The following is a 21,731-nucleotide window of genomic DNA, read 5'->3' as shown; positions in this document are numbered from 1 at the left end:
TGCTCAGTTTTAGCCAGCGATGCAGGCGAAGTCAAATCATGCCGTGGATTTCAGAGCAGTGTGGCGATGATGGCGTGTTCGGCATTAAAACTGGCGGTGACGCTGGCGCCAACCTGCAGATTCTGCTGTTTCACCGCGTCATTGGTGACGGTAGCGCACAGCGTTTCGCCGCTCGGCAACGCCATCAACACTTCGCTAACCTGATCGCCGGGCTCAATCGCGCTGATCTGCGCGGCCAGCTGATTATCGCTGCTGTCGGCGGCGTGACTGACGTGAATCCACGGCGCTTTAATCAGCACCAGCACCTCTTTGCCGCTGTCGAGCTGTAGCCGTTCAGCGCTGCGGGCGGTGATCGCCACTTGCAGGCGCGTCACGCCATCGGCGAGCAGCACCTCAATGTGCTGCTGCACCTGCTGATGATCGCTGGCCAGCACCGTACCAAACAGCTGATTGCGCGCGCTGGTTTGCAGCGAGAAGCGCGCAATTGCCGCCAGCAAACTGTCGAGCGGCAAACTGTCGTTTTGCAGCACATCGAAGGCTTTCTGTTGAATTTGCTCCATCAACTGGAACAGCTGAATCAAGCGTTCGCCATAACGCGTCAGCTGCGCGCCGCCGCCGCCTTTGCCGCCGGTCGCGCGATCCACCAGCGTTTGATCGGCCAGCTGATTCATCTCATTGATCGCATCCCAGGCGCTTTTGTAGCTGATGCCCGCCAGTTTCGCGCCCTGGCTAATCGAGCCGGTTTGCTGTACGCGTTTCAGTAATTCGATGCGGCGCGGATCGGCAAACAGCTTTTGCTGAAGACGAATATGGAGAGAAAGTTCTGCCTGCATGTCAGCTCCTTAGGTTTATGAACCTAGTGTAAGGCCTAAAGTAAAAGCACGAAAAGGGCAGTGCGTTTTTTTCGCTAACCGTTACAATCACTTTTTTATTTTCTGCGTGAGGTTTCCATGCTGGAACTGTTAAAAAGCCTGGCTGTGGCTATCATCATGGTGCCGATTGTGATGGCTATTATGCTCGGTCTGATTTACGGCCTGGGTGAAGTTTTCAACGTCATCTCAAAATTTGGCCGCCGCGACGATCGTCCTGCCAACAGCTCACAACACTAATTTCTCAACGCCCGCTTCCTGCGGGCGTTTTGTTTCTGAACTTCTGTAAAATCCTGCCGATAAATATCCTATCGTCTTGGTCACCATAAATGGCGACCCTACGTCACCAAATAGCGGCTGACATGCTTTGTGCTCACGTTGTATTATCAAATATATAACGTAACAAGGAGCAACAAATGCAAACAATCAATTACCGCTGGGCTGCTGCAACCGTTTTAGGCGTTTCGTTGGCTGGTCATGCCGTGGCCGCAGAGAAAATTACCGTGTTCGCGGCGGCATCGCTGACCAATGCGCTGCAGGAAATTGCGACACAGTATCAGAAGAAAAGTGGCGTAGAAGTGGTCTCTTCTTTTGCCTCTTCTTCGGTGCTGGCGCGCCAGATTGATCAGGGCGCACCGGCCGATCTGTTCATCTCTGCCGATCAGCAATGGATGGACGATGTGGTGGCGAAAAAAAGCGTGGTGACCAGCACACGCTACACGCTGCTTGGCAATGATCTGGTGCTGATTGCGCCGAAAAGCGACGCGGCTAAAGCGGTCACCATTGACAGCAAAACCGACTGGAAAAGCCTGCTGAAAGGCGAGCGGCTGGCGGTGGGCGATCCGGATCACGTGCCCGCTGGCATTTATGCCAAAGAAGCATTACAAAAACTCGGCGCGTGGGACGCTTTATCCCCGCAGCTAGCGCCGGCTAATAATGTGCGTGCCGCGCTGGCATTGGTTGAGCGTAATGAAACGCCGTACGGCATCGTGTATGGTTCGGACGCGGTGGCCAGCCAAAAAGTGCAGGTCGTGGGACGATTCCCGGAAGATAGCCACAAGCCAGTGGAATATCCGATGGCGATTGTCAAAGAACATCAGAACGCAACGGTTGAAGCCTTCTACAACTATTTGCAGGGGCCGGATGCCGCTGCCGTGTTTAAACAGTATGGATTCACGCCGAAGAAATGATATTGAGCGATCCCGAATGGCAGGCCGTTTTTCTCAGCCTGAAAGTTTCTTGTGTAGCTGTGATCTGCAGCTTGCCGTTTGGCATCATGATGGCCTGGATACTGGCGCGCTGCCGTTTTCCGGGCAAAACCCTGTTGGATAGCATCGTCCATCTGCCGCTGGTGCTGCCGCCGGTGGTGGTGGGTTATCTGCTGCTGATCGCTTTAGGCCGTCGCGGTTTTATCGGCGAATGGCTGTATGACTGGTTTGGCTTCACCTTTGCCTTTAGCTGGCGCGGCGCGGCGATCGCTTCGGCGGTGATGGCGTTTCCGCTGATGGTGCGCGCGATTCGTCTCGCGCTGGAAGCGGTGGATACTAAACTGGAGCTGGCCGCCCGCACGCTTGGTGCCGGGCGCTGGCGCGTGTTTTTCACCATCACACTTCCGCTCACCTTGCCGGGCATTATTGTCGGCACGGTGCTGGCCTTCGCCCGTTCACTGGGCGAATTTGGCGCCACCATCACTTTTGTCTCCAACATTCCCGGCGAGACGCGCACCATTCCGTCGGCGATGTTTACCCTGATTGAGACGCCGGGTGCGGAAGGCACCGCAGCGCGGCTTTGTGCGGTGGCGATAGCGTTAGCGCTGATGTCGCTGGTGGCGTCTGAGCTGCTGGCGCGCTGGGGCCGTAAACGGCTGGGAGCGGCATAATGCTAAATCTGCATCTTTCTCAGCAGTTGGGCGATCACCTGCTCGACGTCAATGTCAACATTCCAGCCAGCGGCATTACCGCCATTTTCGGCGTGTCGGGCGCGGGAAAAACCTCGTTAATTAACGCGATTGGCGGATTAACCCAGCCGCAAAGCGGGCGCATCGAGTTAAACGATCGCCTGCTGTTCGATTCGACAACGCGCGTCAATCTGCCGCCAGAGAAGCGCCGCATCGGCTATGTGTTTCAGGATGCGCGACTGTTCCCGCACTATCGCGTGCGCGGTAATCTGCAATACGGCATGGCACCGTCAATGAAGCCGCAGTTCAACGCGCTGGTGGCGCTACTCGGTTTAGAATCGCTACTGACGCGTTATCCCGCGTCACTTTCGGGCGGTGAAAAACAGCGCGTGGCAATTGGCCGCGCTTTGCTGACCGCGCCCGATATTCTGCTGATGGATGAACCGCTGGCATCGCTCGATCTGCCGCGCAAACGTGAGCTGATGCCCTATCTGCAAAAGCTGGCGAAGCAGGTCGATATCCCGATTCTTTACGTGTCGCACAGCCTCGATGAAATCCTGCAGTTGGCAGATAACGTGCTGGTGCTGGATGCCGGTCAGGTGAAGGCCTTTGGTCCGCTGGAGAAAGTGTGGAGCAGTTCGGCGATGCGTCCGTGGCTGCCGCTCGCCGAGCGCACCAGCGTGCTGCGCGTGCAGGTGCTGGAGCAGCATCCCGATTATCCGATGACCGCGCTGTCGCTGGGCGATCAGCATATTTGGGTGAGCCGGGTGAATCAGCCGCTGAAAACGCCGCTGCGTATTCGTATCGCCTCAGCCGATGTGTCGCTGGCCTTGCAGCCGCCGCACAATACTTCGATCCGCAATATTTTGCCGGCGCAGGTGGTTGAGCTGCTGGAGATTGACGATCAGGTGGAAGTGAAGCTGCGTATTGGCATCAGCGAGTTGTGGGCGCGTATTTCACCGTGGGCGCGTGATGAGTTGGGGATTCGGCCCGATCAGTGGCTGTATGCGCAGATTAAGAGCGTGTCGATAGCGGCATAACAAAAGGTCGCCATGAATGGCGACCCTACAAAACCGCACTAAACATCTGTAGGGTCGCCATTTATGGTGACCGAAAAGCGTTGATGCGGAGGGTTAACTAGAGAACTTCCTGATAAATCACTTCGGCGATACCCGGCTCCAGATTGGTGCCAATCACCTTTTTGGCGCGCGCTTTGATGGCGTCATCGGCATTGCCCATCGCCACGCCTAATCCCACCTGTTCCAGCATGCTGAGATCGTTGTAGTTGTCGCCAAACGCCAGCACGTCTTGCATGCTGAAGCCCTGACTTTCAACCCACTGCGCCAGACGCTTGCCTTTGCTGTTGCCGCCTTTGGCGATATCCACCTGATCGTGCCACGACCATTCACACGCCAGACCGAGTTCGGCTTCGGTGCGTTCAGCAAACTGCTGCAGTGCACGCGTGTCGGGATGCGACAGCGCGAATTTCCAGATCGAGTCAGCGTCAATCGCCGCCTGCGCCAGGCTTGGCACCTGCAGGAACAGCGGACGCTGCGCTTCCGGCAGCGATTGCGCCCAGTTCAGCGTCCGCGTCACATGGCCGGTTGGCGTCTGGTAGAGCATCGCATCATCGACATACAGCAAACCGTGGATGTTCTCTTCATCCAGCATCTCAATCACACGCGCGGCTTTGCTTTTATCCAGCGGATCGGCGGCCAGCACCTGTTTCGCAGGATAATCATACAAATAGGTGCCATTGCAGCAGATTGCGGGTGTATCCAGCTTAAGTGCCTGATAAAAAGGGTGGATAGCGCAGTGGTGGCGACCGGTGACGATCAACACTTTCACGCCCGCCTGTTGCGCGCGGGCCAGCGCTTCGATGGATTCAGACAGAATGGTTTTGTTCGGGGTCAACAGGGTGCCGTCGAGGTCAAGGGCGATTACGCGGTAGCTCATTACACTTTCCGTCCGGGAGTTGGCAAAGCATTGAGTCTACACCCGGCAGCGGCCCTGAGACAAAAAACAGGGCACAAATGAATCCAGCGCGACAAAATGAAACGCGCTACAGTTATCCCTTTCATCAGGCAGCGAATAAGGAAAACGCATGAAACAAGTCGTGTATACCGCCAGTCCCGAGAGCCAGCAGATTCATGCCTGGCAGTTGCAGGAAGATGGCGCACTGACGTTATTGCAGGTAACGGATGTTGCCGGCCAGGTGCAGCCGATGGTGGTGAGCCCGAAGAAAGATTTCCTCTATGTAGGTGTTCGTCCGAATTTTCGCGTGCTGGCGTTCCGCATTGCGGCCGACGGTTCGCTGAGCCTGGCCGGTGAAGCGCCGCTGCCGGGCAGCCCAACGCACATCTCCACCGATCGTCACGGTAATTATCTGTTCTGCGGCTCGTACAATGATGCCTGCGTCAGCATCAGCCCGATTGGCAGCGATGGTTTGCCGCAAGCACCAAGTCAGGTGATCAGCGGGTTGGACGGCTGCCACTCCGCCAATATCGACCTGAAAAACCAAACGCTGTTTGTTCCGGCACTGAAGCAGGATCGCATCTGCCTGTATCAACTGAACGCAGACGGCACGCTGTCCCCGCGTGAACAAGCGCAGGTCACCACTGTTGAAGGTGCGGGTCCGCGTCACATGGCCTTCCACCCGAACGGCGCGTATGGCTACGTGGTGAACGAGTTGGATAGCAGCGTCGATGTCTGGGCGTTGAACAATGTGCACGGCCAGGTTGAGCGGGTGCAGAGCCTCGACATGATGCCGAAGGATTTCAGCGATACGCGTTGGGCGGCGGACATCCACATCACGCCGGATGGCCGTTTCCTCTATGCCTGCGACCGCACTAGCAGCACCATTACGGTGTTCAGCATCAGTGAAGATGGTTCGGTATTGGCGATTGAAGGCTATCAGCCGACGGAAACCCAGCCACGCGGCTTCAATATTGATCACAGCGGTCAATATCTGGTGGCGGCGGGACAAAAATCGCACCACATCGAAGTGTATAAGATTCAGGAGCGCGGCCTGCTTAATCCGCTGGCGCGTTACGCGGTAGGACAAGGTCCAATGTGGGTGTTAATCCACCAGTTGGGATAACTTTTTGGGTCGCCATTCATGGCGTAATGCATGTTAGATAAGCAGCGCACTGACATCGCAGGGATTCCGCCCGCTAAGCATCTGGTAGTTTCAGAATGTGTGAAGCAGGCGGCCGGGCTAAGGTCCGAAGGCGCGGACCTTAGCAATCCGCGCCTGCGCCGTCCTCGCTGTTCCCTCGCTTATCCTTCCGGCCTGACGGACCGCGCGGATTCGCCTTCCTGGCTCATGCCGCGCTTTCGCCGACGTCCTGTCGGCTCATCCTGGCCGTCACTCTGCGCTCGGCGCTGCGGATGGCGCGCAACAGCGCCGCCTGTGATGACAGTGTCCGTACGTATTCATGCGCACCAGGTCGCCATAAATGGCAACCCTACGGAATTTTTAGCGATGGCGAGTCAGGAAAATGCATTGCTGCTGCAGCGCGGGTGTTGAGGCGACATCCTAAACCGCTGAGGGAATGAGGGATTCCAGGGCGAGCCGCATGGATGCGGCGAGAGGTGGCGCTGAGCAGGAGCGAATCGCCGCCGGTCCGTCAGGAATCGTGAATGAGTGAAGGCACCGCGAAGCGGCGGGTTGGGCTGGCGCAAGGCCCGGGAGTGCAGAGGGCGCGGCCAGGCGCCCTTTGCTCGGTCGCAGCACGGAGATGCTGCAACTGCCTCAGCACATGGCGAACGAAAGTCGCTCTGTGCTTAACTGATCGGCATTACGCCATTTATGGCGACCTTTTTTATTACGCGTACTTCACTGTAATCGACGCACTGGCCAGCGCGTGGAAATGCACGTTAAAACCCACCATCGCGCCACTCGCGCCTTCATCGACGTCAATCTTATCCGTATCCATGGCATGCACCGTAAAGATGTAGCGATGCGATTCGCCCTGCGGTGGCGCTGCGCCGCCGTAGCCGGTTTGGCCAAAATCGGTGCGCGTCTGAATCGCGCTTTCCGGCAGTTCTGCCACGCCGGAACCGGCACCTTGCGGCAACTCGGTGACTTCTGCCGGAATGTTCGCTACCACCCAATGCCACCAGCCGGAACCGGTTGGCGCGTCGGGATCGTAGCAGGTGACAACAAAGCTTTTGGTGCCCGCCGGCACATCATCCCACGCCAGATGCGGTGACACATTGTCGCCCTGGTAACCCATGCCGTTGAAAACGTGTCGCTCTGGCATCTTATCGCCGTCGTTAAAATCCTGGCTAACTACGCGCATGATCGCTCCTTATTGGTTGTGCAGTGCCCTCAATCATGGTGGAAATGCGCCGCAACATCCAGTGCCGCGCCGACCGCTTGCGTCAGTTTCGTCAGTTCGGCGGCAGAAATCAGATAAGGTGGCATCAGGTAGATCAATCGCCCAAACGGACGAATCCACACGCCGCGCTCCACGAAGAAGTGTTGCAACGCCGCCATGTTCACCGGCTGATGGGTTTCGATCACGCCAATCGCGCCCAGCACACGCGCGTCGGCCACTGCATGATGACTGCGCAGCGGGAGCAGTTCGGCACGCAGCTGCTGTTCAATCTGCACCACTTGCGACTGCCAATGCCCTTCATTCACCATTTTCAGACTTTCCACCGCCACTGCGCAGGCCAGCGGATTGCCCATGAAGGTGGGGCCGTGCATAAAGCAGCCCGCTGCGCTGCGGCTGATGGTGTCCGCGACTTCACGCGTGGTCAGCGTAGCGGAGAGCGTCATGGTGCCGCCGGTCAGCGCTTTGCCGAGGCAGAGAATGTCCGGCGTGATGCCCGCATGGTCGCAGGCAAACAGCTTGCCGCTGCGGCCAAATCCGGTGGCGATCTCATCGGCAATCAGCAGCAAACCGTAGCGATCGCACAGCGCGCGCACCTGCTGCAGATAGCGCGGATGGTAGAAACGCATGCCGCCCGCGCCTTGCACAATCGGCTCCAGAATCACCGCCGCAATCTCGCGATGGTGGATTTCGGCCAGCTGCGCGAAATCGGCGAAATCGGCCTCGTTCCACTCATCATTGAAAGCACACTGCGGCGCGTTGGCGAACAGATGTTCCGGCAGATAGCCGCGCCACAGGCTGTGCATCGAATTTTCCGGATCGCACACCGACATCGCGGCAAAGGTATCGCCATGATAGCCGCGCTTCAGCGTGAGGAATTTTTGTCGCGTTTGGTTGCGTCCCAACCAGTATTGCAGCGCCATTTTCATCGACACTTCGACGGCGATCGAACCTGAATCGGCGAGGAACACGCACTCCAGCGCCTCAGGCGTCATGGCAACCAGCTGGCGGCTCAGTTCCACCGCCGCCGGATGAGTAATGCCGCCAAACATCACATGCGACATCTGCGTCATTTGCTGCTGTAACGCCTGATTGAGGCGCGGATGGTTGTAGCCGTGGATTGCTGCCCACCACGACGACATGCCGTCCACCAGTTCACGTCCATCGGCCAGCTGCAGCTGACAGCCGTGCGCCGCCACAACCGGATAACAGGGCAGGGGATCGCGCATCGACGTGTAAGGATGCCAGATATGCTGGCGGTCAAAGTTGAGGTCGTCCTGAGTGAACATGTGAGTTGTAAACCATTTTAAAAAGATTTAGTTTACAAGTATAACCACGTTAATCGTCTGGATGAACCCCCTTTTTCTGGAGTAAGCAATGGCAAACCGCTGGACACTGACACAAGCTCAGGCACTGTTCGATAAACCTTTCCTTGAGTTGATGTTTGAAGCGCAGCAAGTGCATCGTCAACATTTCGATCCACGTCAGGTGCAGGTCAGCACGCTGCTATCGATCAAAACCGGCGCCTGCCCGGAAGACTGTAAATATTGTCCGCAGAGCGCGCGCTACAAAACCGGTCTGGAATCAGAACGGCTGATGGAAGTGGATGCGGTGCTGGAATCGGCGCGCAAAGCCAAAGCGGCGGGATCGAGCCGCTTCTGCATGGGCGCGGCGTGGAAAAACCCGCACGAGCGCGACATGCCGTACTTGCAGCAGATGGTGCAGGGCGTGAAAGCGATGGGCATGGAAACCTGCATGACGCTCGGCACGCTGGATGGCAGCCAGGCACAGCGTCTTGCCGAAGCCGGACTCGATTTCTACAACCACAACCTCGACACCTCGCCAGAGTTCTACGGCAACATCATCACCACGCGCAGCTATCAGGAACGTCTGGATACGCTGGATAAAGTGCGCGGCGCGGGCATCAAAGTGTGCTCAGGCGGCATCGTGGGGCTGGGTGAAACGGTGAAGGATCGCGCGGGCTTGCTGGTGCAGCTGGCGAATCTGCCAACGCCGCCCGAAAGCGTACCAATCAACATGCTGGTGAAGGTCAAAGGCACGCCGTTGGCCGATAACGATGACGTTGAACCCTTCGACTTCATCCGCACCATCGCGGTGGCGCGCATCATGATGCCATCCTCGCACGTGCGCCTTTCAGCCGGTCGCGAGCAGATGAGCGAACAAACTCAGGCGATGTGCTTTATGGCCGGTGCTAACTCAATTTTCTACGGCTGCAAGTTGCTCACCACGCCAAACCCGGAAGAGGATAAAGACTTGATTCTGTTCCGCAAACTGGGCCTGAATCCTGAGCATACCGCGACAACCGCCGGTGACAACGAGCAGCAATATCAGCTCAGCGAGCAGCTGCTGCACGCGGATACCGAGCAGTTCTACAACGCGACTGTGTAAATGGGCTGGTCACAACGTATCGATCAGGCGCTGGCGGCGCGGCGTGCCGCTGATGGCTGGCGGCTGCGGCGTCCCGTTGAGCACAACAGCGTGCGGGAGATTACGCTCGAAGGGCAGCGCTATCGCCACTTCTCCAGCAATGACTATCTCGGCTTGAGTCAGCATCCGGCGGTGATCGCTGCCTGGCAGCAGGGCGCGGCCGAATCAGGCGCGGGTGCGGGTGCATCCGGTCATGTCACCGGCTACAGCCGCCATCATGCGCAGCTCGAAGCGGAGCTGGCGGACTGGCTGGGCTATTCGCGCGCGCTGCTATTTATTTCGGGATTCGCCGCCAATCAGGCGGTGATCCATCTGCTGGCGGAAAAACAGGATCGCATCTTCGCCGATAAGCTGGCGCACGCGTCACTGCTGGATGCCGCCAGCCACAGCCCGGCGAGTCTGCGTCGCTTTGCCCACAATCAGCCGGAAAGTCTGGCGAAGCTGCTGGCAACGCCGTCGGATGGCGGCACGCTGGTGGTGACCGAAGGCGTGTTCAGCATGGATGGCGACAGTGCACCGCTGGCAGCTATCGCAGAAGAGACGCGGCGCGGTAACGGCTGGCTGCTGGTGGATGATGCGCACGGCATCGGCGTCACCGGTGCGCAAGGGCGCGGCAGCTGCTGGCAGCAGCAGGTCAAGCCGGAACTGCTGATTGTCACCTTCGGCAAAGGGTTTGGCGTCAGCGGCGCGGCGCTGCTGTGCGATGACGCCACTGCTGATTATGTCGAGCAGTTTTCACGCCATCTGATCTACTCCACCGCGATGCCACCGGCGCAGTGCTTCGCGCTGCTGGCGGCACTGCGGCAGATTCAACAAGGCGATGCGCTGCGCGAAAAACTGCACAGTCACATCGCGCGTTTCCGTGCAGGAGCCGCCGATTTGCCGTGGCAGTTAGGCGCCTCTGAAAGTGCTATCCAACCGCTGATCGTCGGTGAAAACAGCGCGGCGCTGGCGTTGTCGCAGCGGCTGGCGCAGGCCGGCTGTTGGGTCAGTGCGATTCGTCCCCCGACCGTGCCGCCGGGCACCGCGCGGCTGCGTATTACGCTCACCGCTGCGCATCACACCGATGACATTGATCGTCTGCTGGAGGCGCTGTATGACGCTGCAGGTTAACAAGCAGGCCGTGGCAAACGCTTTTGGTCGTGCGGCTGCGCATTACGAGCAGCACGCGCAGTTACAGCGGCTGAGCGGTGATGCGCTGCTGGCGCTGGCGCCCGCCGGTTTTGGCCCGCATCTGCTGGATGCCGGTTGCGGCACCGGCTGGTATAGCCGCTACTGGCGCGATCGCGGGCGCACGCTGACGGCGCTTGATCTGTCGCCCAACATGCTGCAAACCGCGCGCGATCAGCAATCGGCACAGCACTATCTGCTGGGCGATATTGATGAGGTGCCGCTACCAGACGCCAGCGTTGACGGCGTGTGGAGCAATCTGGCGGTTCAATGGAGCAGCGACTTGCACACCGCGCTGCTGCAGTTTTTACGCGTTACGCGGCCAGGCGGCACGGTACTGTTTTCCACGCTGCTCGACGGGTCGCTGCACGAAGTGCATCACACGTGGGCGCAGCTGGATGGTCGTCAGCACGCTAACCGTTTCCTCAGCGCCGTGCAGTTTGACGCGGCCACCGCGACGCTGCCGATCGCTAAGCAGCAACAGGTTATCACGCTGCATTTTCCCAGTGCGCTCAGCGCTATGCGCTCGCTGAAAGGCATTGGTGCCACGCATCTGCACGACGGACGTGGCGCCAGCGTGCTAACGCGTTCCCAACTGGCACAACTTGAGCAGCACTGGCCGCAGGATGAGTCTGGTTATCGCCTGAGTTATCACCTGATGTATGGAGTTTTAAGCAAATGACACGCTGGTTTATTACCGGAACCGATACCGAAGTGGGCAAAACCGTGGCCAGCGGCGCGCTGTTGCAGGCGGCGAGCGCCGCCGGTTTACGCACCGCAGGCTACAAGCCGGTGGCTTCCGGCTGCGAGATCACGCCGCAAGGCATCCGCAACAGCGACGCGCTGGCGTTACAACGCTACAGCAGCTTGCCATTAAGTTATGAGCAGGTGAACCCGCTGGCGTTTGTCGAGCCGACCTCGCCGCATATCATTAGCGCGGAAGAGGGCAGACCGATTACTTTTGCCACGCTGTCAGCAGGCTTGCGCGCGCTGGAGCAGCTGGCGGAATGGGTGTTAGTCGAAGGGGCAGGCGGATGGTTTACGCCGCTGTCGGAAACGCAAACGTACGCCGATTGGGTGGAAGCCGAGCAATTGCCGGTGATTCTGGTGGTGGGCGTGAAACTTGGTTGCATCAACCATGCGATGCTCACCGCCGAAGCGGTTAAAGCGCGCGGATTGCGCCTTGCGGGCTGGATTGCCAATGATATCCAGCCGCCCGGCAAACGCCATCAGGAGTATATGGCCACGCTGTGTCAGCGCATTGACGCGCCGTTGTTGGGTGAGATCCCGCACCTTAGCGATGAGGCCGCACAGGCGGAATGTGGGCGTTATTTGACGTTGCCGCAATAAATAACCCAGGTCGCCATTTATGGCGACCTGGCTACATCTTCACGTTGCGGTCAACCACTTATTCACCGTCAAATCATCCAGCTGCGCCACTTTGCCATGCGCCACGTTACGCCCACGATGCAGCAGCAGGAAATAGTCGGCGACGCGCCGGACAAACGACACGTGCTGCTCCAGCAGCAAAATGGTTAAACCATACTCACGGTTTAGCCGACGAATCAGATTGCCCATCTCCTCTTCCAGCCACGGCGACATCCCTTCCGTTGGCTCATCCAGAATCACCAGCTTGGGTTGCAGCACCAGCGCACGCGCCAGTGCCAAATGTTGCTGCTGTTCCATCGGCAACTCGCCGCTGCGCTGATGGCGCAATGAATAGAGCGCCGGAAACAGGTCAAACACCATTTCTGGAATGGCGCGGCTACGATCGTCCTGCGCCGCCATCAGGGCGATCAGCAGGTTATCCTCCACGCTCATCTGCGAGAAAATATGCCGTCCTTGCGGCACGTAACCAATGCCGGTGCGCGCGCGCAGTTCGGCCGGTTGCAGCAGCAAATCTTCCGGTGGTGCGCCATCTTCCTGCCAGGTCATTGAGCCGCTGTTAATCGGCAGGCGGCCCATAATGCAGTTCACCAACGTGGTTTTGCCCATGCCGGGGCTGCCCAGCACGCCGGTGCAGGTGCCCGGCGGCAGATCGAGATCCACATCCCACAGAATGTGATTTTGACCGTAAAACTGATTCACCGAACGTAAACTCAGCATCTGACATACTCCTTCCAGATTATTAGCCTGAATGCTCCCGCTCTGTGTCGTCTGGCATACAGTCGTGCACGATTGATGGACACCGCTGTCGTCGGCAACTGCCGATATGGACTCGTCACTCCATACCGTTAACACTGCAATTCCCAGGCCAGGTTAGGAAATTATGCCTTTCTACTTCGGAAACCTGACAAATCAACCGCTAAAAGTTGAGAAACGCTTAACAATTGCCAGTGGTGATAAATGAGCTGCACTTTGACGGTGCTGACTGCTTAACGTTTCTGGTGCATTTGATCGTTCGTAAGGCAATAACCGGGGAAATAAATGGCCTTAAAGGCTGGCTTTTCTCCGGGTAATAAGAGGTAAACCGGGAAAAAGAAGGGGTAATGCGACACGCAGGAGAAGAAAAATAAATGCGAAAAAATTTTTTTTCGCGCTTAAGAATGGGCGGGAGAAAATTATACACAGCCGATGGGCTCGGGGCTGGATTCACTTATCCACCATTACTGTGGATAACCTTGTGCATTAGCGACTGAAAACCGTGTGCAAGCGAGTAAATTCGCGGCCTTCATACATTATGATGAGAAACTGGGCTTTTGAGTCAATGTCAGTAAAAACAGCAGGTTAGTTAAAATCAAGCATGCGAATTATCTGGCTTGTCATCGGACTGCAATTTAATGACACTCTATTGACAAATGTTAAAAGCGTCCTTCGCTTGGGGATAACATTGCGCAACAAGAGCTTGCTGGCTGCCGCTTAAATTGCACTGAAGAAAATCCGCTTCAGGTTCCATTATCGTGCAAGGTTACTGTAATTATGTCCAGTATTTTTTTCTGGCAAATTCGCCATAGCAGAGTAGAATTAGCAGCCTGCCCGCCGACTTCTTCTGCTGGAACCGCTAAAACATGAGCAAAGCCTTTAAACTCAACTCCGCTTTCAAGCCTTCAGGCGATCAACCTGAGGCGATTCGCCGTCTCGAAGAGGGGCTGGAAGATGGACTCGCGCATCAAACGCTGTTGGGCGTGACGGGCTCTGGTAAAACATTTACCGTGGCGAACGTGATTGCCGACCTCAACCGCCCGACGATGGTGCTGGCGCCGAATAAAACCCTGGCAGCGCAGCTCTACGGCGAGATGAAGGAGTTTTTCCCGGATAACGCGGTGGAGTTTTTCGTCTCTTATTACGATTACTACCAGCCTGAAGCCTATGTGCCGAGTTCTGACACCTTTATCGAGAAAGATGCCTCGGTGAATGAGCACATTGAGCAGATGCGTCTGTCGGCCACCAAAGCGCTGCTGGAGCGTCGTGATGTGATTGTGGTGGCGTCGGTTTCGGCGATCTACGGCTTGGGCGATCCTGATCTCTACCTGAAAATGATGCTGCACCTGACGCGCGGCATGATTATCGATCAGCGCAGCATTCTGCGTCGCCTGGCGGAACTGCAATATACCCGCAACGATCAAGCCTTCCAGCGCGGTACCTTCCGCGTGCGCGGCGAAGTGATTGATGTGTTCCCGGCCGAATCGGATGACATCGCGCTGCGTATTGAACTGTTTGATGAAGAAGTTGAAAGGCTGTCGCTGTTTGATCCGCTGACCGGCCAGATTGATTCCGTCATTCCACGCTTTACCGTCTATCCAAAAACGCACTACGTGACGCCGCGCGAACGCATTCTGCAAGCGATGGAAGAGATCAAAGATGAGCTGGTGATCCGCCGCAAAGTGCTGCTGGAGAACAACAAGCTGCTTGAAGAGCAGCGTATTTCTCAGCGTACACAGTTCGATCTCGAGATGATGAACGAGTTGGGTTACTGCTCCGGCATCGAAAACTACTCGCGCTATCTCTCCGGTCGCGGACCGGGCGAGCCGCCTCCGACCTTGTTCGACTATTTACCGGCGGATGGCTTGCTGGTGGTCGACGAATCGCACGTTACTATTCCGCAGATTGGCGGCATGTATCGCGGTGACCGCGCGCGTAAAGAGACGCTGGTGGAATACGGTTTCCGCTTGCCGTCGGCGCTGGATAACCGTCCAATGCGCTTTGAAGAGTTTGAAGCGGCCGCGCCGCAAACCATTTATGTGTCGGCCACGCCGGGCAATTACGAGCTGGAAAAATCGGGCAGCGAAGTGATTGATCAGCTGGTGCGCCCAACTGGCCTGCTGGATCCGGTGCTGGAAGTGCGTCCGGTGGCGACGCAGGTCGATGATTTGCTGTCGGAAATCCGCAAGCGTGTTGAGATCAACGAGCGTGTGCTGGTGACCGTACTGACCAAGCGTATGGCGGAAGATCTCACCGAATACCTTGTGGAGCACGGCGAGAAGGTGCGCTACCTGCACTCGGATATCGATACCGTAGAGCGCATGGAAATTATTCGCGATTTGCGCCTCGGCGAATTTGATGTGCTGGTCGGCATCAACTTGCTGCGAGAAGGTCTGGATATGCCGGAAGTGTCGCTGGTGGCGATTCTCGATGCCGATAAAGAGGGCTTCCTGCGTTCCGAGCGTTCGCTGATTCAAACCATTGGCCGCGCCGCGCGTAACATCAACGGCCGGGCGATACTCTACGCCGACAAAATCACGCCGTCGATGGAGCGCGCGATGGGCGAAACCGAGCGCCGTCGTGAGAAGCAGCAGAAATACAATGAAGAGAATGGTATTACACCGCAAGGGCTCAACAAGAAGATCACCGATATTCTTGAGCTCGGCAAAAACGTGGTGAAAACGCGCGGCAAAGGCAAAACCGCGTCACGCACTGCGGCAGAAGCCGAAGCTAACTATATGGCGCTGACGCCGCAGGCGATGCAGAAGAAAATTCACGAGCTGGAAGGGCAGATGCAGCAACACGCGCAGAATCTGGAGTTCGAAGAAGCCGCCAGCGTGCGCGATCAGTTACATCAATTGCGTGAGCTGTTTATTGCGGCTTCGTGATGGTTGTAGCCAGGTCGCCATAATCGTGATGGTTGTAACCAGGTCGCCATAAATGGCGACCCTACACGGCCTGAATGGCGTGCTCCAGCGCGATGCGTAGCAGCTGGCGGTCGTGGCGATATTTGATGTCGGCGGCTTCCAGCGGTTCGCGAATGATTAAACGCTCTTCCACGCCGCGAATATCGGCGGCCGGACTCACCACCACCGCATCAATCACCCGCTTGCCAATCGCTTTCTCCATGATCGCCAATTTATCGGCCACATTCAGGCTGGCTGCCGCCGGGCTCAGTTCGCGGCCCAGATTACCAATAAACACCATGGTGGCAGGTGTACGACGCAGCGCGCGTGCCATATCTTCCATCAGCAGAATCGGCATCAGGCTGGTGTAAAAACTGCCGGGACCAATCAGAATCAAATCCGCTTCGCCTATCGCCTCAATCGCTTCACGGGTTGGCAGTACGTTGGGATGCAACATCAACTCTTCGGGCGGCTGCTTCATCTCATCAATCGCGGTTTCGCCGTACACCATGTTGCCTTCGCCATCCTGCGCCACCAGATCAACCGGCTGTTCCGACATCGGAATCAGAAACGCATCAACCTTAAGCAGATTGCGAATGATATTGATGGCTTCCAGCGGACGTACGCTCAGGTGATCGAGCGCCTTCAGCATCAGGTTACCTAAGTTGTGCCCGGCCAACTCGCCATTGCCGGTGAAGCGATACTCAAACATCGCAGTGGCGACGCTGGGTTCGGTAATCAACTGGTTGATGCAGTTGCGCATATCGCCCCACGCAATGCCGCCTTCCGAGCGGCGAATGCGGCCGGTGGATCCGCCGTTATCGGTGGTGGTGACAATACCGGTTAAGCGCGAGCCTAACGGTGCCAGCGCCGACATCACGCGGCCCAAACCGTGTCCGCCACCTAATGCCACTACGCGGTCCAAATCTGCCAGGGTTCGATTCATGTTTCTCCTTTGTCACTGACGTCCTCGCGTTGAGGCGTAATTGAACTGATGTGCATCAATATCTGTGATGCATTTTACCGTATCCTGTCGCGAAAATGCGGTGAAAAACACGTTATACATCAAGATATATAGCGAAATTCACTGATGGATGCGAATCGCTAATCGCGCTACCATTCGTTTTAACCGTGTTGTCCATAATGACAACAAACTCCCAAGCCTGGTTTCCTAAGTCGTTAAAGATATGGAATGCAGGCCGCAGCCTTGAGCTGCCAGGGTGCAGAAAGAAATGACTGCATCTCCCGACTTTGGAAAGGTGTTCAGGTGCCACAATTTACAGATGCCTACGCGCGCAGCTTTTACTATCTGCGCCTGTCGGTCACGGATGTGTGTAACTTCCGTTGTACCTACTGCTTGCCGAATGGCTACAAGCCGAACGGTACGCACAATAAAAGCTTCCTCTCGCTGGATGAGATTCGTCGCGTGACGCGTGCCTTTGCGGCTGCGGGCACGGAAAAAGTACGCCTGACGGGCGGCGAACCCTCTATGCGTCGTGATTTCACCGACATCATCGCCGTCGTGCGTGAAAACGCCGCTATTCGCCAGATCGCGATGACCACCAACGGTTACCGCATGGCGCGTGACGTACGTGCGTGGCGCGCCGCCGGTCTCACTCATATCAACGTCAGCGTCGACAGCCTCGATGCACGCCAGTTTCACGCCATTACCGGCCAGGACAAATTTGCCGAGGTGATGGCGGGAATTGACGCCGCCTTCGATGCCGGTTTCGAGAAAGTGAAAGTCAACAGTGTGCTGATGCGCGATGTGAACAGCCACAGTCTCAGCACCTTCCTTGAGTGGCTGCGCCTGCGACCGATTCAACTGCGCTTTATCGAACTGATGGAGACCGGCGAAGGCAGCGATCTGTTCCGCCGTCATCACATCTCCGGTGAAGTGATCCGCGATCAGCTGATCATGCAAGGTTGGCAACGCCAGCCGCGCGGTCGCAGCGACGGCCCAGCGCAGGTGTTCCGTCATCCCGATTATCAGGGCGAAGTGGGCCTGATCATGCCGTACGAGAAAGATTTCTGTGCCAGCTGCAACCGCCTGCGCGTCTCGGCGCTGGGCAATTTGCATCTGTGCCTGTTTGGCGATGGCGGCGTGTCGCTGCGCGATCTGCTGGCCTCTGACGATCAGCAAGATGCGTTGCAGGCACGCATTGCGCACAGCCTTGGACAGAAAAAGCAGACGCATTTCCTGCATCAGGGCAACACCGGCATCACACAAAATCTCTCCTTTATTGGTGGCTAAACACAGGAGTTACGGCCATGGGTAAACCTTCTGGCGAATTTGTCGCCTTAAATGTGGCGGTGATGACCGTCTCGGATAGCCGCGATGCCAGCAATGACACATCCGGCGATTATCTGCGTGAAGCGCTGGCGGAAGCCGGACATCAGGTGGTGGATCGCGCGATTGTGCCGGATAACCGCTATCGCATTCGCGCCACGGTGTCGCGCTGGATCGCCAGCGACGATGTGCAAGTGGTGATCGTTAACGGCGGCACCGGTTTCAACAGCAAAAACAGCACGCCAGAAGCGTTGCTGCCGCTGCTGGACCGCGAAATCGAAGGCTTTGGCGAACTGTTCCGCATGATCTCCTATGAAGAGATCGGCAGCTCAACGCTGCAGTCGCGCGCGGTGGCTGGATTAGCCAATCAGACGCTGATTTTTGCCGTGCCGGGATCGACCAACGCCTGCCGCAGCGCCTGGGAACGCATTATTGAAGATCAGCTGGATGCACGTACGCGTCCGTGTAATTTCGTCTCACATTTGAAGAAGTTGTAAGCATGTCATCGTTAACTCATATCAATGCCGCTGGCGAAGCCCACATGGTGGATGTCTCTGGCAAAACCGAAACGGTACGCGAAGCGCAGGCCGAAGCGCTGGTGCTGATGAGCGCCGAAACGCTGCAGATGATTATTGACGGCAGCCATCACAAAGGTGACGTGTTCGCCACCGCGCGCATCGCCGGTATTCAGGCGGCAAAACGCACCTGGGAACTGATTCCGCTCTGTCATCCGCTGATGCTGAGCAAAGTGGAAGTCAGTTTGTTTGCTGAACCTGAGCACAATCGCGTGCGCGTCACCTCGCTGTGTCGTCTGACCGGCAAAACCGGCGTCGAGATGGAAGCGTTGACGGCGGCCTCCGTCGCGGCGCTGACCATCTATGACATGTGCAAAGCGGTGCAAAAAGATATCGTCATCGACCAATTGCGTTTGCTGAGCAAAAGCGGCGGCAAGTCCGGCGACTTCAAGGCGGTGAGCCATGATTAAGGTGCTGTTTTTTGCTCAGGTGCGTGAATTGACCGGCACCAGCTCACTTGATTTGGCTCCAGAATATGATGACGTCGCGACATTGCGCGCGGCGTTAGCGGAGAAGGGCGATCGCTGGGCGCTGGCGCTGGAATCTGGCAAGCTGCTGGCGGCGGTAAACCAAACGCTGGTGCCGATGACTCATCCGCTGCGTGCCGGTGATGAAGTGGCCTTTTTCCCGCCGGTCACTGGAGGCTGATGATGGAAACGCGGATTCGTGTGGGATCAGAGCCTTTTAACGTCGGCGAAGAGTATGAAAAACTTGCCGCGCATGACAGCGACGGCGCGGTTGTCACTTTCACCGGCAAAGTGCGTAATCACAATCTCGGCGCTAGCGTGGCGGCCTTAACGCTCGAGCACTATCCCGGCATGACGGAAAAAGCGCTGGCCGATATTGTTGAAGATGCGCGTCAGCGCTGGGCGCTGCAGCAGGTCACGGTAATTCATCGCGTTGGCGAACTGTTCCCCGGCGATGAGATCGTGTTTGTGGGCGTCAGCAGCGCGCATCGCGGCAGCGCATTCGCCGCTACCGAGTTCATCATGGATTACCTGAAAACTCGTGCGCCGTTCTGGAAGCGCGAAGCCACCGCCGCAGGCGACCGCTGGGTTGATGCCCGTGACAGCGATCATCAGGCCGCTGAGCGCTGGAGCTAGCGCGCAAAATCCTCCGGCTCCGATAGCGGCAGGCCACTGAAAACGTTAAGGTACGGTTTTTGTTGGCGTCAGGGAGCAGGATGAACACGAGCAAGATGATGAAAGGCGCAGCATTGCTGGCTGCGCTGGTGCTGGTTGGTTGTAGCACCAAAAAAGAGCCGCAGGTGCCTGCACGTCAGCCCGCCGATGTTAAAAGCCAAATCCAGCAGTTGTTGCCAAGCGACGTGAAGCAAAAATCCTCCTGGGCCGACGACATCTATACCGCGTTCCGCGTGCAGCAAATCGATGCCAGCGTCAGCAACATCTGCGCGGTAATTGCCGTCACCGATCAGGAGTCCAACTTCAGTGCTGATGCGGAAGTGCCGGGCTTACCGAAAATCGCCTGGGGCGAAATCGATCGCCGCGCCGCCAAAGTACACGTTCCGGCATTTCTGGTGCGCACCGCACTGCTGATCAAATCGCCGAACGGTGAAAGCTATGCCGCGCGTCTGGATAAAGTGCGCAGCGAGAAAGAGCTAAGCGCCATCTTTGATGATTTTATCGATATGGTGCCGATGGGGCAGAAGCTGTTTGGCAACCTTAACCCGATTCATACCGGCGGGCCGATGCAGGTCAGCATTGAGTTTGCGGAAGCGCACGCCAAAGGCTATCCGTATGCGGTTGACGGTTCGATTCGTCGCGAAGTCTTCACCCGTCGCGGTGGTATCTACTTCGGCACGCTACATCTGCTTGGCTATCCAGCCGATTACAGCCAGCCGCTCTATCGCTTCGCCGACTTCAACGCCGGTTGGTATGCCAGCCGCAACGCGGCATTCCAGGCGGCGATTGCCCGCGCCAGCGGCATCAAGCTGGAACTGGATGGCGATTTGATTATGTATGGCAGCGAGCAGGCCGGCTCCACCGAACTGGCGGTACGCAGCCTGAGCAAGCAGCTGGATATGAGCAATCGTGAAATCCGCCGCGATCTGGAGAAGGGCGACACTGAAGATTTTGCCAAAAGCACGCTGTGGAAGCAGACCTTTACCCTTGCCGATAAGATGGCCGGAAAACGTCTGCCGCGCGAAATGCTGCCGGGCATCAAGCTGGAGAGCCCGAAAATCACCCGCAATCTCACCACCGCGTGGTTTGCCCAGCGCGTTAATGGCCGCTATCAACAGTGCTTGACGCGCCGTTGACGCAAACGGGTGTACACTCCACACTTACAGAGTTTGTTAACGTAAAAGCTAATGAGGCGCTTCATGGATCGATATCCACGTAATGATTCAATCGTGCAGCAGGCATCCACCTCGCTGCAGACCTACATGGCGCAGGTGTATGGCTGGATGACCTGCGGCTTGCTGCTCACCGCGTTTGTTTCGTGGTTTGCTGCCCGCACACCTGCAGTAATGGAACTGGTGTTTGCTAACCGTATCACTTTCTTTGGTCTGATCATCGCGCAGCTGGCACTGGTGTTTGTGCTGTCTGGCATGGTGCAACGGATGAGCGGAGCGGTCGCCACCGCGCTGTTTATGCTCTATTCGGCGCTGACTGGCCTGACGATGGCAAGTATTTTCCTCGTCTACACCTACTCATCGATTGCCAGCACCTTCTTTGTGACGGCCGGGATGTTTGGTGCCATGAGCTTCTACGGTTACACCACCAAGCGCGACCTGAGCCGTTTTGGCAGCCTGCTATTTATGGCGCTGATCGGTATTTTGCTGGCGTCGCTGGTGAACTTCTGGCTGAAAAGCCCGGCGCTGATGTGGGCGATTACCTATATCGGCGTGGTAGTGTTTGTCGGCTTAACCGCTTATGACACGCAGAAGCTGAAGGCGATTGGCGAGAACATCAACGTCAATGATAAAGAGAACCTGCGTCGCACTTCCATCATGGGCGCGCTGACGCTGTATCTCGACTTTATCAACCTGTTCCTGATGCTGCTGCGCATCTTCGGCAACCGCCGCTAAACCCTGCACCAAACAGTTCCCTCTCCCGCCTGCGGGAGAGGGTTA

23 protein-coding genes and 1 riboswitch are annotated in these 21,731 nt (G+C 57.1%); of the genes, 17 read left to right on the top strand and 6 right to left on the bottom strand.

Features of this window, described 5'->3' with window-relative positions; all coding sequences use genetic code 11:
- Positions 1 to 50: 50 nt before the first annotated feature.
- Positions 51 to 833, bottom strand: coding sequence for a molybdenum-dependent transcriptional regulator (gene modE, locus FHW71_RS08910; protein ID WP_154153307.1), 783 nt, complete (start codon positions 831 to 833; stop codon positions 51 to 53).
- A gap of 117 nt (positions 834 to 950) precedes the next feature.
- Here modE and FHW71_RS08905 point away from each other — a divergent pair, with 117 nt between their 5' ends.
- From FHW71_RS08905 to modC, 4 genes are all read left to right on the top strand, one after another.
- Entirely contained in the window at positions 951 to 1,109 is a 159-nt protein-coding gene (locus FHW71_RS08905) for an AcrZ family multidrug efflux pump-associated protein (RefSeq protein WP_007890616.1), read from the top strand.
- Positions 1,110 to 1,285: 176 nt separating this feature from the next.
- Complete coding sequence (gene modA, locus FHW71_RS08900) at positions 1,286 to 2,059, top strand: molybdate ABC transporter substrate-binding protein (RefSeq protein WP_179451543.1); 774 nt, start codon at positions 1,286 to 1,288, stop codon at positions 2,057 to 2,059.
- A complete protein-coding gene (gene modB, locus FHW71_RS08895) occupies positions 2,056 to 2,748 on the top strand; it encodes a molybdate ABC transporter permease subunit (protein ID WP_179451541.1) in 693 nt (230 codons plus the stop codon). Before modA ends, modB begins: the two co-directional genes overlap by 4 nt.
- The gene (modC, locus tag FHW71_RS08890) at positions 2,748 to 3,806 is read left to right on the top strand and encodes a molybdenum ABC transporter ATP-binding protein ModC (RefSeq protein ID WP_179451539.1); all 1,059 of its coding nucleotides are present in this window, start codon (positions 2,748 to 2,750) and stop codon (positions 3,804 to 3,806) included. Before modB ends, modC begins: the two co-directional genes overlap by 1 nt.
- A 97-nt stretch (positions 3,807 to 3,903) precedes the next feature.
- On the opposite strand, the gene FHW71_RS08885 is transcribed toward modC, so the two are convergent.
- Positions 3,904 to 4,722, bottom strand: a complete 819-nt coding sequence (locus FHW71_RS08885) for a pyridoxal phosphatase (protein ID WP_179451537.1) — start codon at positions 4,720 to 4,722, stop codon at positions 3,904 to 3,906.
- Positions 4,723 to 4,870: 148 nt separating this feature from the next.
- Between FHW71_RS08885 and pgl the strand changes: the two genes are divergently transcribed.
- Positions 4,871 to 5,866 carry a 6-phosphogluconolactonase gene (gene pgl / locus FHW71_RS08880; protein ID WP_179451535.1) on the top strand — a complete coding sequence of 332 codons (996 nt, stop codon included), beginning with the start codon at positions 4,871 to 4,873 and terminating at the stop codon, positions 5,864 to 5,866.
- 727 nt (positions 5,867 to 6,593) lie between these two features.
- On the opposite strand, the gene FHW71_RS08875 is transcribed toward pgl, so the two are convergent.
- Together FHW71_RS08875 and bioA are read right to left on the bottom strand one after the other, a co-directional pair.
- Positions 6,594 to 7,070: a kinase inhibitor gene (locus tag FHW71_RS08875; protein ID WP_179451533.1), complete on the bottom strand. Its 477-nt coding sequence runs from the start codon at positions 7,068 to 7,070 to the stop codon at positions 6,594 to 6,596.
- A 29-nt stretch (positions 7,071 to 7,099) separates the two neighbouring features.
- Positions 7,100 to 8,395 carry an adenosylmethionine--8-amino-7-oxononanoate transaminase gene (gene bioA / locus FHW71_RS08870; protein ID WP_179451531.1) on the bottom strand — a complete coding sequence of 432 codons (1,296 nt, stop codon included), beginning with the start codon at positions 8,393 to 8,395 and terminating at the stop codon, positions 7,100 to 7,102.
- 88 nt (positions 8,396 to 8,483) lie between these two features.
- Here bioA and bioB point away from each other — a divergent pair, with 88 nt between their 5' ends.
- The 4 genes from bioB to bioD are packed head-to-tail and all read left to right on the top strand — an operon-like array spanning position 8,484 to position 12,074.
- A complete protein-coding gene (gene bioB, locus FHW71_RS08865; protein ID WP_179451529.1) occupies positions 8,484 to 9,515 on the top strand; it encodes a biotin synthase BioB in 1,032 nt (343 codons plus the stop codon).
- On the top strand, positions 9,516 to 10,667 hold the full coding sequence (bioF, locus tag FHW71_RS08860; RefSeq protein ID WP_179451527.1) for an 8-amino-7-oxononanoate synthase: 1,152 nt from the start codon (positions 9,516 to 9,518) through the stop codon (positions 10,665 to 10,667).
- A complete protein-coding gene (gene bioC, locus FHW71_RS08855; protein ID WP_179451525.1) occupies positions 10,651 to 11,406 on the top strand; it encodes a malonyl-ACP O-methyltransferase BioC in 756 nt (251 codons plus the stop codon). The genes bioF and bioC overlap by 17 nt, the downstream gene beginning before the upstream one ends.
- On the top strand, positions 11,403 to 12,074 hold the full coding sequence (gene bioD, locus FHW71_RS08850) for a dethiobiotin synthase (protein WP_179451523.1): 672 nt from the start codon (positions 11,403 to 11,405) through the stop codon (positions 12,072 to 12,074). The genes bioC and bioD overlap by 4 nt, the downstream gene beginning before the upstream one ends.
- Positions 12,075 to 12,113: 39 nt before the next feature.
- On the opposite strand, the gene FHW71_RS08845 is transcribed toward bioD, so the two are convergent.
- Positions 12,114 to 12,830 carry an ATP-binding cassette domain-containing protein gene (locus tag FHW71_RS08845; RefSeq protein WP_008102708.1) on the bottom strand — a complete coding sequence of 239 codons (717 nt, stop codon included), beginning with the start codon at positions 12,828 to 12,830 and terminating at the stop codon, positions 12,114 to 12,116.
- Between the two features lie 902 nt (positions 12,831 to 13,732).
- Here FHW71_RS08845 and uvrB point away from each other — a divergent pair.
- Positions 13,733 to 15,754 carry an excinuclease ABC subunit UvrB gene (gene uvrB, locus FHW71_RS08840; protein ID WP_008102704.1) on the top strand — a complete coding sequence of 674 codons (2,022 nt, stop codon included), beginning with the start codon at positions 13,733 to 13,735 and terminating at the stop codon, positions 15,752 to 15,754.
- Between the two features lie 61 nt (positions 15,755 to 15,815).
- On the opposite strand, the gene yvcK is transcribed toward uvrB, so the two are convergent.
- Positions 15,816 to 16,718 carry a uridine diphosphate-N-acetylglucosamine-binding protein YvcK gene (yvcK, locus tag FHW71_RS08835; RefSeq protein ID WP_008102701.1) on the bottom strand — a complete coding sequence of 301 codons (903 nt, stop codon included), beginning with the start codon at positions 16,716 to 16,718 and terminating at the stop codon, positions 15,816 to 15,818.
- Positions 16,719 to 16,914: 196 nt separating this feature from the next.
- Positions 16,915 to 17,050: riboswitch (molybdenum cofactor riboswitch) on the top strand.
- Here yvcK and moaA point away from each other — a divergent pair.
- The 7 genes from moaA to FHW71_RS08800 all read left to right on the top strand — a co-directional run bounded on the left by moaA (position 17,040) and on the right by FHW71_RS08800 (position 21,686).
- Positions 17,040 to 18,026 carry a GTP 3',8-cyclase MoaA gene (moaA, locus tag FHW71_RS08830; protein WP_179451521.1) on the top strand — a complete coding sequence of 329 codons (987 nt, stop codon included), beginning with the start codon at positions 17,040 to 17,042 and terminating at the stop codon, positions 18,024 to 18,026. Its footprint overlaps the riboswitch before it by 11 nt.
- 17 nt (positions 18,027 to 18,043) lie before the next feature.
- Positions 18,044 to 18,559, top strand: a complete 516-nt coding sequence (moaB, locus tag FHW71_RS08825) for a molybdenum cofactor biosynthesis protein B (protein ID WP_101763177.1) — start codon at positions 18,044 to 18,046, stop codon at positions 18,557 to 18,559.
- Between the two features lie 2 nt (positions 18,560 to 18,561).
- On the top strand, positions 18,562 to 19,047 hold the full coding sequence (moaC, locus tag FHW71_RS08820; protein ID WP_179451519.1) for a cyclic pyranopterin monophosphate synthase MoaC: 486 nt from the start codon (positions 18,562 to 18,564) through the stop codon (positions 19,045 to 19,047).
- The gene (gene moaD, locus FHW71_RS08815) at positions 19,040 to 19,285 is read left to right on the top strand and encodes a molybdopterin synthase sulfur carrier subunit (protein ID WP_008102694.1); all 246 of its coding nucleotides are present in this window, start codon (positions 19,040 to 19,042) and stop codon (positions 19,283 to 19,285) included. Before moaC ends, moaD begins: the two co-directional genes overlap by 8 nt.
- Entirely contained in the window at positions 19,285 to 19,740 is a 456-nt protein-coding gene (gene moaE, locus FHW71_RS08810) for a molybdopterin synthase catalytic subunit MoaE (protein WP_179451517.1), read from the top strand. Before moaD ends, moaE begins: the two co-directional genes overlap by 1 nt.
- An 80-nt stretch (positions 19,741 to 19,820) precedes the next feature.
- Positions 19,821 to 20,915 (top strand): DUF1615 domain-containing protein, encoded by a 1,095-nt coding sequence (locus FHW71_RS08805; protein WP_179451514.1) that lies wholly within the window; start codon positions 19,821 to 19,823, stop codon positions 20,913 to 20,915.
- Positions 20,916 to 20,978: 63 nt separating this feature from the next.
- Positions 20,979 to 21,686, top strand: a complete 708-nt coding sequence (locus FHW71_RS08800; RefSeq protein ID WP_008102687.1) for a Bax inhibitor-1/YccA family protein — start codon at positions 20,979 to 20,981, stop codon at positions 21,684 to 21,686.
- Positions 21,687 to 21,731: the final 45 nt, after the last annotated feature.

Source organism: Enterobacter sp. Sphag1F, from assembly GCF_014193275.1.
Lineage (GTDB): Bacteria > Pseudomonadota > Gammaproteobacteria > Enterobacterales > Enterobacteriaceae > Pantoea > Pantoea symbiotica.
The sequence above is the reverse complement of the archived record's forward strand: the minus strand, read 5'-3'. Positions and strand labels throughout refer to the sequence as shown.